The organism is Cupriavidus sp. SZY C1 (assembly GCF_032190535.1).
In the GTDB taxonomy this organism is placed as follows: Bacteria; Pseudomonadota; Gammaproteobacteria; order Burkholderiales; family Burkholderiaceae; genus Cupriavidus; species Cupriavidus pauculus_C.
On the sequence record NZ_JAUANU010000004.1, the window covers coordinates 1 to 12033 of the forward strand.

Here is a 12033-nt window from a genome sequence, read left to right on the forward strand (position 1 = left end):
GCTGGGATTCGAGTCCGCCGACCACCCGGTCGAGGCACGCCTGAAGCGAGCACTGGAAATTTGCGCGGAGTGCGGCGCCGCATCGGCACCGCCGCCGCCTTGCGCCCGCTTGGTCAGCCAGACGAACACGATCAGCACGAAGAACAGCACGCCGGAGATCCAGAAGATGTCGTTGGCGCCCAGCATCGACGCCTGCTGCGACAGGTTGCGCTCGATGACGCCGATGGCCTGCATCTTCGACATGCCCATCTGCATCAGGTGGTCGAGCTGCGCCTGGTAGGCCGGGTTGTACGGGTTGATCTGCTCCACCAGCTGGGCGTGATGCAGCGCCGAGCGGTTTTCCCAGACCGTGGTCGAGATTGACGCGCCAATCGCGCCGAACGTGATCCGCACGAAGTTCGACAGCCCGGAAGCCGCCGGAATCTTCTCGGGCGGCTGCCCGGACAGGATGATCGACGTCAGCGGGATGAAGAACATCGCCATGGCCGCGCCCTGGATCAGGGTCGGGATCACCAGCGCGCGCGTGTCCACGCCGGTCGTGAAGCCGGCGCGCATGAAGCTGACCGCGCCGAACGTGATGAACGCCATGGTCGCCACCCAGCGCGCGTCCACCTTCGGCAGGATCCGGCCGATGATCGGCGACAGGATGATGGCGAAGATGCCCACCGGCGCCGTGACCAGCCCGGCGTCGGTCGCCGTGTAGCCGATGATGGTCTGCAGCCACAGCGGCAGGATCACGAGGTTGCCGAAGAAGAGCCCGTACGCCACCGAAATGGCCACCACGCCCGCCGCGAAGTTGCGGCCCTTGAACAGGTGGATGTCGACGATCGGGTGCTTTTCGTAGAGTTCCCAGGCCAGGAAGAACAGGAATCCCACCACGGCGATCACGGTCAGCGCCACGATCAGGCCCGAGTGGAACCAGTCCAGCTCCTTGCCCTTGTCGAGCATCAGCTGCATCGACCCGACCCAGATCACCAGCAGCGCCAGGCCGATGCGGTCGATGGGCAGCGTGCGGGTGGGCGTCTCGCGGTCGCGGTAGATGGCCCAGGTGACATAGGCCGTCAGGATGCCGATCGGCACATTGATATAGAAGATCCACGGCCACGTCATGTTGTCCGAGATCCAGCCGCCGAGCAGCGGCCCCATGATCGGCGCCACAAGGGTGGTCATGCCCCATAGCGCCAGCGCCATCGAACTTTTGGCCGGCGGATAGCTGGCCAGCAGCAGCGCCTGCGACAGCGGGATCATCGGCCCGGCCACGGCACCCTGCAGCACGCGGGCCGCCAGCAGCGTTTCCAGGTTGGGCGCCACGCCACAGAGCCAGGACGACACCACGAACAGCAGGATCGACAGCACGAACAGCCGCACCGCGCCAAAGCGCGTGGTCAGCCAGCCCGTGAGCGGCACCGAGATGGCGTTGGCCACCGCGAACGACGTGATGACCCAGGTGCCCTGGTTCGGTGAAACGCCGAGGTCGCCGGAGATGGCCGGGATCGATACGTTGGCGATCGACGAGTCGAGCACGTTCATGAACGTGGCCAGCGACAGCGCGATGGTGCCCAGTATCAGCTTGCCGCCCGTGAGCGGCGGATGCGCGGCGGGGCGCGCGGGGGCCGGCGACGGGGCCGGAGCCGCGCCGTCGCCCGGCGTTGCGATGGTGGAATTCGCCATGGGCAGTCAGCCAGTCGTGCGGGGGATCAGGTATGGGCCGGCTTGGCCGCCGGGGCGCGCGCCGCGCTGGCGGGGCCCGCCATGCCGCCCGGGGCCTGCGGGCGGCCGCCGTTGTTCACCGCGATGATGCGGGCGATCAGCGCGTCGGCGTCCTGCGCCACCTTGTCGTAGACGTCGGTCTGCAGCGGCTTGGCGGCATTGGCCGACACCAGCGAGGCGCCTTCCTCCTTGCGGACGTCGACCGTGACGTTCATCGACAGCCCCACGCGCAGCGGATGGGCCTTCAGTTGCTGCGGATCCAGCGCGATCCGCACCGGCAGGCGCTGCACCACCTTGATCCAGTTGCCGGTGGCGTTCTGCGCCGGCAGCAGCGAGAACGCGGCGCCGGTGCCGGCCGAGAAACCGACCACATGGCCCGTGTACTTGACCTTGGAGCCGTAGACATCGGCTTCCAGCTCCACCGGCTGGCCGATCCGCATGTGCGTGATCTGCACTTCCTTGAAGTTGGCGTCCACCCAGACCTGGTCCAGCGGCACCACGGCCATTAGCGGCGTGCCGGCGGCCACGCGCTGGCCTACCTGCACCGAGCGCTTGGCGACGTAGCCGGTCACCGGGGCCGGCATGGTCGACCGCGCGAAGGCCAGGTAGGCCGAGCGCAGGTTGGCGGCGGCGCGCTGCACGTTCGGATGCTTCTCGACCGTGGTCTGGTCGGTCAGCACCTGGTTCGAGGCCAGTTGCTCGCGGGCGGCCACCAGCGCCGATTCGGCGGCCTTCAGCGCGGTCTGGGCGTGGGCGATTTCCTCGCTCGACACGGCGCCCGAGCCGGCGATGGCCTGGCGGCGGCGCAGGTCGTCGCGCGCCTTGGCCACGTCGGCATCGCGCAGCGCCACCTGGGCCGACAGCGAGCCATTGTTGACGTACAGCGTGCGCACCTCGCGCACGGCCTGGGCCAACTGGGCCTCGGCCTGCTCCATCGCCACCTGGGTATCGGCGCGGTCGAGCTGGATCAGCGGCTGGCCGGCCGTCACCAGTTGCGTGTCGTCGGCGGCAATGGACACCACGGTGCCGCCAACCAGCGGCGTCACCTGCACCACGTTGCCGGCCACGTAGGCGTCGTCGGTGTTCTCGAAATGGCGGGCGTACAGGCCCCAGTACAGGCCATAGCCGATGCCGGCCACCACCACGGCGGCGGTCAGCGAAACAAGCAGGCGGCGGCGCTTGCCGTTGTTGTCAGCCGCGGGTGCGGCGGCTTGCGGGTTGGTGCTCATGATGGAATCTCTCTGGATCTCGTGCGGTATGTCGTCTTGTTGTCTGGTCAGGTGCTGGCGGATCAGCCCTGCGCGCTGGCGGACGCGGCCGGTGCGGCCGGCTTGCCGGGGGTGCCGCCGTGGTGCTCGGCGGGGGCCTCGTAGCCGCCGCCCAGGGCCTTCATCAGGCCCATCTGCAGGTCCAGCCGGCGCGCCTGCAGGTCGGTGGCCTGCCGGCGCTGCTGCAGCACGTTGCTCTCGGCGTTCAGCACGGTGAGCTGGGTGCCCAGGCCGGCCTTGTAGCGCGTGGTGGCCAGCGCGTAGGCGTGCTCGGCCAGGTCCAGCGCCTCGCGCTGGGTCTGGATCTGCTGGTCGACGCTGCGGATGCTGGTGATCGTGTCGGCCGTCTCGCGCAGCGCATCGACCAGTGCCTGGTTGTAGCTGGCTGCGGCGATGTCGTACTGCGCGTACTTGCCGCGCAGGTTGGCGCGCAGGCGGCCGCCCGCGAAGATCGGCAGCCGCAGCGAGGGGCCAAAGCCGAACGTGCGGCTGGCGCCGGTCAGCAGGTCGGCCGTATCCAGCGACGCCAGGCCGGCAAACGCGGTCAGCGTCAGGTCGGGCAGGAATTCCTTCTTCGCCACGGTGACGTCCTGCGACGCCGCCTCCACGCGCCAGCGGGCGGCCACGAGGTCCGGGCGCCGGCCAAGCAGGCCGATGGTCAGGTCGTCGGGCAACTGCGGCGTGGCGTTGGCCAGCAGGGTCGGCCGGGCGATCTGGCGCCCGCGGTCCGGGCCCTTGCCCAGCAGCGCGGCGATCTGGTTGCGGGCCAGCGCGATTTCCTCGTCCACGCGCTGCAGGTCAGTCTGGGCGGCGGCCACGGTGCCGCGCGCCTGCGTGGTTTCCACCTGCGTGTCCAGGCCGGCCGCCAGCCGCTGGCGCGACAGGTCGGTCAGGTCGCGGCGCTGCGCGATGGCGCGCTCGGCCACGTCGCGCTGGGCGTAGAGCGCGGCCAGCCGGTTGTAGCCGCGCGCCACCGATGTGGTCAGCATCAGCCGCGCGGCCTGGCTTTCGGCTTCCAGCGCGCGGTCTTCGGACAGCGCCGCTTCCAGCGCGTCGCGGTTCTTGCCCCAGAAGTCGAGGTCCCACGACAGGCCAAGCTGCAGGCGCGACTGGTTCTGCCACGAGCCAGCCAGCGGCGTGCCTTCGAACAGGTCGTTCTGCGAGAAGCGCTGGCGCACGATGCTGCCTTCGAAGTCGACGGCCGGGTACAGCGCGGCGCGCGCGGCGTCGGCCATCGCCCGCGACGCGGCCAGCCGCGCAAAGGCAACCTGGAGATTCGGATTGCCCTGGATGGCCTCGTCGACCAGCGCGCGCAACTGCGGGTCATGGAACTGGTCGACCCAGTCCTGCGATGGCCACTGGCCGTGGTCGTTGGTAAACGTCTGCGGCGACGCCAGCGTGGCCGGGTCCGTCACGGTCTGGGTGCTGTGCGAATCGCCCAGCGCGGCGCAGCCGGCCAGCACGACGGCGGCCAGCAGCGTCAGGGCCAGGCCGCCTGCGCGATGCAGCGGGCCGGGCGCGGCGCGGGGGGTGTCAAGGAGAGCGGTTGTCATAGGGTGTGAACTGTGGCGCGGTCGGGCGGTTTCCGGAATGGCGCTGCCGACGATTGGAATACTTGTTCGGTGTCGGGGAGGTGCCGGCGCCTATCCGGAGTTGCGGTCGAGCAGGCAGCCGGGGTCGGCGCCGGGGCAGCCGCTGTTGGCGATGACGCGCACCAGCATGTCGCGCAGCACCGCGATCTCGGCGTGCGTGAAGCCGTCGAAATGGCGCCGCATCACGTTGCAGAACGCGGCCGGTAGCTGCTCGACCATCGCGTGGCCCTCGGCCGTGATCGACAGGTCCACCACGCGGCGGTCGTCGTCGCGGCGCGTGCGGGCGATCAGGCCGCGCTTTTCCATCCGGCTCAGCAGGCGCGTGACCGAGCCCGCATCGGTATAGAGATTGCGCGCCAGGTCGGTGACCGTGGTGGCCTCGCCCTTGGCCAGCATCATCAGGCAGATGGCCTGGGCGTGCGTCATGTCCAGGCCGCTGACTTCCTGCTCCACGCCAAGCGACAGCATGTTCTTGGCGCGCCCGAGCAGGTAGCCGATGCTCTTGCCGATCTCGTAGTCGGCCGGATCGAACAGGTCTTCGGAAGGTTGGGGTGCTGTGGACGTCATCTCTTGTCACTGCAATCTTTGCTTGGGCAAATATAAGCAGACGAGAAGTGATGCACAAGGTCCGAAACTGGTTATTGCGTAAACCGCAATGAGATTCCTCGACTATGCTGAACAGCGACAGAGTGTTCTGCGCTGCAACATGCTAGAATGTCGGGTTAATTTTTTCCGATAGCTCCGCCTTCAGGGGACGCCGAATGACCCGCGCCATCCGTAATATCGCCATCATCGCCCACGTCGATCATGGCAAGACCACCCTGGTCGACCAACTCCTGCGCCAGGCAGGCACCTTCCGCGACAACCAGCAGATTGCTGAACGCGTGATGGACTCGAACGACCTGGAAAAGGAACGCGGGATCACGATCCTCGCGAAGAACTGTGCCGTCGAATACAACGGTACCCACATCAACATCGTCGATACCCCGGGCCACGCCGACTTTGGCGGCGAGGTGGAGCGCGTGCTGTCGATGGTCGACGGCGTGCTGCTGCTGGTGGACGCCGTGGAAGGTCCGATGCCGCAGACGCGTTTTGTGACGCGCAAGGCACTGGCGCTGGGCCTGAAGCCGATCGTCGTGATCAACAAGATCGACCGCCCGGGCGCGCGTCCGGACTGGGTGATCAACCAGACCTTCGACCTGTTCGACAAGCTCGGCGCCAATGACGAGCAGCTGGACTTCCCGGTCATCTACGCATCGGGCCTGAACGGCTACGCCGGCCTGACCGAGGACGTGCGCGATGGCGACATGAAGCCGCTGTTCGAGACCGTGCTGGCCAAGGTGCCGGTCCGTAACGACGATCCGGACGGCCCGCTGCAGATGCAGATCATCTCGCTGGACTACTCCAGCTACGTCGGCAAGATCGGCGTGGGCCGCATCTCGCGTGGCCGTGCCAAGCCGCTGCAGGACGTGGTGGTCAAGTTCGGTCCGGAAGGCAACCCGATCAAGGGCCGTATCAACCAGGTGCTGAAGTTCAGCGGCCTGGAGCGCGAGATCGTGCCGCAGGCGGAAGCCGGCGACATCGTGCTGATCAACGGCATTGAGGAACTGGGCATCGGCTGCACCGTGTGCGCGCCGGAAGCCCCGGACGCGCTGCCGATGCTGAAGGTGGACGAGCCGACGCTGACGATGAACTTCTGCGTCAACACGTCGCCGCTGGCCGGCCGCGAAGGCAAGTTCGTGACGAGCCGCCAGCTTCGCGAGCGCCTGGACCGCGAGCTGAAGTCGAACGTGGCGCTGCGCGTGGCCGATACCGGCGACGACACCATCTTCGAAGTTTCGGGCCGTGGCGAACTGCACCTGACCATCCTGCTGGAAAACATGCGCCGCGAGGGCTACGAGCTGGCCGTGTCGCGTCCGCGCGTGGTGTTCAAGGAAATCGACGGCGTCAAGCACGAGCCGTACGAACTGCTGACCGTGGACGTGGAAGACGGCCACCAGGGTTCGGTGATGGAAGAGCTGGGCCGCCGCAAGGGCGAACTGCTGGACATGGCATCGGACGGCAAGGGCCGCACCCGCCTGGAGTACCGCATTCCGGCGCGTGGCCTGATCGGCTTCCAGGGCGAATTCCTGACGCTGACGCGCGGCACGGGCCTGATCAGCCACATCTTCGACGACTACGCGCCGGTGCGCGAAGGCGGCCTGGGCGAGCGCCACAACGGCGTGCTGATCTCGCAGGACGACGGCGATGCCGTGGCCTACGCGCTGTGGAAGCTGCAGGACCGCGGCCGCATGTTCGTGAAGCCGGGCGACGCGCTGTACGAGGGCATGATCATCGGCATCCACAGCCGCGACAACGACCTCGTCGTGAACCCGATCAAGGGCAAGCAGCTTACCAACGTGCGCGCGTCGGGTACCGACGAAGCCGTGCGCCTGGTGCCGCCGATCCAGATGTCGCTCGAATACGCGGTGGAATTCATCGCCGATGACGAACTGGTGGAAATCACGCCGAAGAGCATCCGCCTGCGCAAGCGCCACCTGAAGGAACACGAGCGCAAGCGTGCGTCGCGCGAATCGGTGTAATCGCCGAATCGCCGAATCGCCAAAAAAACCGCGCCCTGGGTGGCGCGGTTTTTTTATTCCGCTGCCACTTCGCGTGGCGCGGCGCTACCGGCTGTCCGGCACCGCGGGCTGCGCCACTCGGGCGGTTTCCAGAGATAGCGGAGATCGCGGTCGCGCCACACATCGGCAAGCATCTCGCGCCACTCGTGGAAGGTCAGCGTCAGCGGGTTGTGCGTGCGGATCTGGCGCGTGATGCCGTACTCGGGCGCCGCCTGCTCGGGCACGAAGGTGCCGAACAGCCGGTCCCAGACGGTCAGCACGCCCGCATAGTTGCGGTCGATGTACTGCGGATTCTTCGCATGGTGTACCCGGTGGACGCTCGGCGTGTTGACCAGCCGCTCGACGCGCGGCCAGCGCTGCCCGAGCCGCGTGTGGACGAAGAACTGAAACGCGAGGTTCAGCCCGACGGCCAGGATCACCCAATCTGGCGAAAATCCGATCCACGCCAGCGGAATCCAGAACAGCCACATGCCTGACAGCGGATAGGTCAGGCTCTGCCGGAACGCGGTCGAGAAATTCATCCCTTCCGACGAGTGATGCGCCACGTGCGACGCCCACATCCATCGCACGCGATGGCTGGCGCGGTGGAACCAGTAGTACAGAAAATCCTGCAGCAGCAACAGCAGCGCGAACGACCACCACGTCTCCGGCACGGCGCGCAGCCCGTGGGCGTAGCACCACGTGTAGACCGTGCGGATCATCAGCCAGAGGAAGAACGCGTCCGACGCCTGGTGCATCAGCGCGAGCGTGGCGTTGGACAGCGTGTCGCGCCAGCTATAGACGGACGGGTCGCGCCGGCGCCAGTACCAGGCCTCCCAGCCGATGGTCAGCAGGAACACGGGCGCAAAGGCCAGCAGGATCAGGCCGGGGTCGAATCCGGCGGCATCGGTGGCGGGGGCGGGCGAGGGCGCGGCGGGCGTCATGGCGCCAGTGTGCACATTTCCAGCCGATTCGCACTGAGGATTTCCTCCATACGGCGCCATGTGGCGCCGGCGTAACGCCGGGCAAACCATCACGAAAACGCACGACAGACCATCACGGCAAGTGCATCAAGTCCGCGGCGGCGATGCCGTTCTTTGGGGCGACGGCCATGGAGGAGTGGCCGTTTTTCACGTCACGGAGAGACTGCCCCCATGTTTCGCAACACTACGATTGGAGCCCGGTTGTGGCTCCTGACGATTGTCACAAACTTGTTGCTGCTGATTGTCGGCGGCGTTGGCTGGTTCGGCATGTCGCGCAGCAACGATGCCACGCACCAGATCTACGAGCAGCAGCTGTCGGCGGCCACGCATCTGGCCGAGGCGCGCTCGAACCAGTTGCTGGTGCGCGTGCTGCTGGACCAGGCGGCGTTTGCCACCGATGCGGCCGACGCGAAGGCGCGCGCGGCCACGGCCGAGGACTTCATGCGCCAGTCGAATGCCGCGTGGCAGGCGTACCTGGCCATCCCGCGCAGCCCGGAGCAGGCGCGCGCCACCGAGGACGTGTCCGACAAGCGCCAGGCGCTGTTCGAGCAGGGCGTGAAGCCGATGATCGCCGCGCTGCACGCCGGCAACCGCGACGCGATGATGCGGGCCGTGATGGAGACGATTCCCAGGCTCGACATCGCCTTCACGGCCGTGAACACCGAACTGGGCCGCCTGCAGGTGGCCAGCGCCAGGTCGGTGTACCAGGCGTCGCAGCAGCGCTATGACCGGCTGCTGGCGGTGTCGGTGGCCGTGCTGGCGCTGGGGCTGGTGTTCAGCACGGTGGTGGCGTGGCGCCTGCGGCTGTCGATCGTCCGCCCGCTCGACGTTGCCATCGCCCGGTTCGCGCGCATGGCCGATGGCGACCTGGGCACGTCGTCGGCCCGCGACGCCGATGCCGTGGCCGACGAACACGCCCGCAACGAGACCAGCCGCATGCTCGGCATGCTGGACCGCATGCAGGCGCGGCTGGCCGGCATGGTGGGCGAGGTGCGCAGCGGCGCCGATTCGATCGCCGCCGCGAGCCAGCAGATCGCCAGCGGCAACACGGACTTGTCCCAGCGCACGGAGCAGCAGGCCGCGTCGCTGGAAGAGACCGCGTCGAGCATGGAGCAACTGACGAGCACCGTTCGTCACAACGCCGACAGCGCCCGCGAGGCCAGCACGCTGGCCGTCGACGCGCGCAAGCTGGCCGAGACCGGCAGCGACGCCGTGGCGCGCGTGCAGAGCACGATGCAGCAGATCGACACCGGCGCCAACAAGGTGGTCGACATCATCGAGGTCATCGAGAAGATCGCGTTCCAGACCAACATCCTGGCGCTGAACGCCGCCGTGGAGGCGGCCCGCGCTGGCGAGCACGGCCGCGGGTTCGCGGTGGTGGCGGGCGATGTGCGCGACCTGTCGCAGCGCTGCGCGGCGGCGTCGAAGGAAATCCGCGCGCTGATCGGCGCCTCGGTGTCGAACGTGCGCGAGGGCACGGCGCTGGTGGACAACGCGGAGCGGGCCATGCAGGACATCGTGGACGCGGTGCGGCGGGTCAGCGACATCGTCGGCGGCATCAGCGCGGCGTCCGACGAGCAGTCGCGCGGCATCGAGCAGGTCAACGTGGCGGTGTCCCACATGGACGGCATGACGCAGCAGAACGCGGCGCTGGTGGAGCAGGCCGCCGCCGCGGCCGGATCGCTGGAGGACCAGGCGCAACGGCTGACCGGGCTGATGGCGGCGTTCCGGCTTGCGTAAGCGGGCGCCAGCCCCGGCCCGCAGCCGGTTGAGACGATTCTGAAAAGCGGCCGTCATCGAATCCTGGCAAGTTGGCTGGCGTAAAATTGCCGCCTACCTGAACGAAGATGGAACGGAGACGGACATGACGGAGTTTGTATCGACGGCAGTGCAGGGCGGGGTGGCCTATCTGACGCTGAACCGGCCGCAGGCGCTCAATGCACTGTCGCTCGACATGATTCGCGCGATGACCGACGCGCTGCGCGACTGGGAAAGCGACCCGGCCGTGCACGCGGTGGTGGTGGCCGGCGCGGGCGGCAAGGCGTTCTGTGCCGGCGGCGACATCCGCTGGTTCCACCAGGCCCACCATGCCGGCGATCCGCTGCTCGACCAATTCTTCGTCGAGGAATACGCGCTCAACCACCGGATCCATCGCTACACCAAGCCTTACATCGCGCTGATGGATGGCGTGGTCATGGGCGGCGGCATGGGCATTTCGCAGGGCGCGCGGCTGCGCATCGTCACGGACCGGACCAAGATGGCCATGCCGGAGACCAACATCGGCCTGTTCCCCGACGTGGGTGGCGGCTGGTTCCTGGCGCGCACGCCGGGGCGGCTTGGCGAGTACCTGGGCCTGACGGGCGTGGTCATCCACGCGGCCGACGCGCTCCACGCGAAGCTGGCCGACGCCTACCTGCCGGCGAACGCGCTGGCGGAACTGGTGGCGTCGCTGCAGACCCGGTCATTCGAGAGCGGCGACGCGGTGCTGGCCCACATCGCCACGTTCACGGACGGGCACGCGCAGGGCTGTGCGCCAGCGGAGAGTGCGCTGGCGCACCATGCGGACCAGATCGACCGGCTGTTCGCCGCGCCGACCGTCGAGCAGATCGTGCAGGCGGTCAGCGACGCGGAGGGCGACTGGGCCGCCCAGACCGCCGCCACGCTGCGCAGCCGATCGCCGCTGATGCTCTGCGTCACGCTGGAGCAGATTCGCCGGGCGCGCACGATGTCGCTCGAAGACGAACTGCGGATGGAGCTGGACATGATGTACGACGTGTTCCGCCATGGCGACGGCATCGAGGGCATCCGCGCGCTCGCGATCGACAAGGACCACCAGCCCAGATGGAACCCGGCCCGGCTGGACGCGGTGACGCCGGCCCGGGTGCGGGCCTTCTTCGACAGCAAGTGGCGCAAGGAGGAACACCCGCTGGCCGGGCTGCAAGGCTAGCCGTCTGCGGCGGTCATCCAAGTCGAGTAGAGTGGCGGCTGGGCTGGCGGGCCGCCTGGCCGGCCTGCGCAGCCCTGCGAACGTGTGAAGCCGTGTGAACCGTGTGAACCGTGTGAACAGCGAAAGGAACCGTAATGAGCAATCCTCGTGATGTCGCCGTACTGGTGGGAAGCCTGCGCAAGGATTCCCTGAACCTGAAACTGGCCAAGGCCCTGGCCGAGCTGGCCCCGCCGCAGTTGAAGCTCGAAGTGGTTGGGATCGGCCAGTTGTCGCACTACAACCAGGACGACGACGCCAACCCGCCCGCCGAGTGGGTGGCGTTCCGCGACCGCATCCGCCGCGCCGATGCCGTGCTGTTCGTCACGCCCGAGTACAACCGCTCGGTGCCTGGGGTGCTGAAGAACGCCATCGACATCGGCTCGCGCCCGTACGGCCAGAGCGCGTGGGATGGCAAGCCGGGTGGCGTGATCAGCGCATCGCCGGGCAACATCGGCGGCTTTGGCGCCAACCATCACCTGCGCCAGTCGCTGGTGTTCCTGAACATCCCGGTGCTGCAGCAGCCGGAAGCCTATATCAGCGGCGTCGACAAGCTGTTCGACGAGAAGGGCGGCATCGCCAACGACTCGACACGCGGCTTTTTGAGCAAGTACATGGCCACGTTCGCCACCTGGATCGAGCGCAACGCCGCCAAGTAAGGGCAAGAAATGGCCAGGCCCGGCGCTCCTGATTCATCAGTGGTCAGCCCCGTCCTACAAAGCGAAGCGGGGCGGACCTGACACCGCTGCGGGGCGCTCATTTCTATATTGAACGCATGAACGCGACATATAGAAAGGAGGAAACATCATGCCCTACATCCTAGCCTGGCTGCTTGGCGTACCGGCCTTTGTACTGATCCTGATCTGGCTGTTCATGCACTGATGTGCGTGTGGCCAA

The 12033-nt window shown here is 67.6% G+C and carries 9 protein-coding genes; 4 read left to right on the forward strand and 5 right to left on the reverse strand.

Translation table 11 applies throughout. From position 1 onward, the window contains the following. From QTN24_RS08280 to QTN24_RS08295, 4 genes are all read right to left on the reverse strand, one after another. The coding region (locus QTN24_RS08280; RefSeq protein ID WP_313836402.1) for a DHA2 family efflux MFS transporter permease subunit at positions 1–1671 on the reverse strand (1671 nt) is incomplete at its 3' end. A 26-nt stretch (positions 1672–1697) separates the two neighbouring features. Further along, positions 1698–2939: an HlyD family efflux transporter periplasmic adaptor subunit gene (locus tag QTN24_RS08285; protein ID WP_313836404.1), complete on the reverse strand. Its 1242-nt coding sequence runs from the start codon at positions 2937–2939 to the stop codon at positions 1698–1700. Between the two features lie 62 nt (positions 2940–3001). After that, complete coding sequence (locus QTN24_RS08290) at positions 3002–4531, reverse strand: AdeC/AdeK/OprM family multidrug efflux complex outer membrane factor (RefSeq protein ID WP_313836406.1); 1530 nt, start codon at positions 4529–4531, stop codon at positions 3002–3004. 90 nt (positions 4532–4621) lie between these two features. Next, positions 4622–5137, reverse strand: coding sequence for a MarR family transcriptional regulator (locus QTN24_RS08295; protein ID WP_313836407.1), 516 nt, complete (start codon positions 5135–5137; stop codon positions 4622–4624). 194 nt (positions 5138–5331) lie between these two features. On the opposite strand from QTN24_RS08295, the gene typA reads away from it, so the two are divergent. Beyond that, on the forward strand, positions 5332–7152 hold the full coding sequence (gene typA / locus QTN24_RS08300) for a translational GTPase TypA (protein WP_124684051.1): 1821 nt from the start codon (positions 5332–5334) through the stop codon (positions 7150–7152). 53 nt (positions 7153–7205) lie between these two features. On the opposite strand, the gene QTN24_RS08305 is transcribed toward typA, so the two are convergent. Continuing rightward, on the reverse strand, positions 7206–8114 hold the full coding sequence (locus QTN24_RS08305) for a sterol desaturase family protein (RefSeq protein WP_313836411.1): 909 nt from the start codon (positions 8112–8114) through the stop codon (positions 7206–7208). 210 nt (positions 8115–8324) lie between these two features. Between QTN24_RS08305 and QTN24_RS08310 the strand changes: the two genes are divergently transcribed. The 3 genes from QTN24_RS08310 (at position 8325) to QTN24_RS08320 (ending at position 11795) form a co-directional block, all read left to right on the forward strand. Further along, complete coding sequence (locus QTN24_RS08310; protein ID WP_124684053.1) at positions 8325–9893, forward strand: methyl-accepting chemotaxis protein; 1569 nt, start codon at positions 8325–8327, stop codon at positions 9891–9893. Between the two features lie 124 nt (positions 9894–10017). Further along, the gene (locus QTN24_RS08315) at positions 10018–11100 is read left to right on the forward strand and encodes an enoyl-CoA hydratase/isomerase family protein (protein ID WP_313836419.1); all 1083 of its coding nucleotides are present in this window, start codon (positions 10018–10020) and stop codon (positions 11098–11100) included. Positions 11101–11234: 134 nt separating this feature from the next. Further along, positions 11235–11795, forward strand: coding sequence for an NAD(P)H-dependent oxidoreductase (locus QTN24_RS08320; protein ID WP_313836421.1), 561 nt, complete (start codon positions 11235–11237; stop codon positions 11793–11795). The last annotated feature ends 238 nt before the right edge of the window (positions 11796–12033 follow it).

What these genes read in the sequence shown, in the direction of transcription:
- QTN24_RS08285 (WP_313836404.1), bottom strand. Translation starts at nt 2,939, where the DNA reads ATGAGCACCAACCCGCAAGCCGCCGCACCCGCGGCTGACAACAACGGC.
- QTN24_RS08290 (WP_313836406.1), bottom strand. Translation starts at nt 4,531, where the DNA reads ATGACAACCGCTCTCCTTGACACCCCCCGCGCCGCGCCCGGCCCGCTG.
- QTN24_RS08295 (WP_313836407.1), bottom strand. Translation starts at nt 5,137, where the DNA reads ATGACGTCCACAGCACCCCAACCTTCCGAAGACCTGTTCGATCCGGCC.
- typA (WP_124684051.1), top strand. Translation starts at nt 5,332, where the DNA reads ATGACCCGCGCCATCCGTAATATCGCCATCATCGCCCACGTCGATCAT.
- QTN24_RS08305 (WP_313836411.1), bottom strand. Translation starts at nt 8,114, where the DNA reads ATGACGCCCGCCGCGCCCTCGCCCGCCCCCGCCACCGATGCCGCCGGA.
- QTN24_RS08310 (WP_124684053.1), top strand. Translation starts at nt 8,325, where the DNA reads ATGTTTCGCAACACTACGATTGGAGCCCGGTTGTGGCTCCTGACGATT.
- QTN24_RS08315 (WP_313836419.1), top strand. Translation starts at nt 10,018, where the DNA reads ATGACGGAGTTTGTATCGACGGCAGTGCAGGGCGGGGTGGCCTATCTG.
- QTN24_RS08320 (WP_313836421.1), top strand. Translation starts at nt 11,235, where the DNA reads ATGAGCAATCCTCGTGATGTCGCCGTACTGGTGGGAAGCCTGCGCAAG.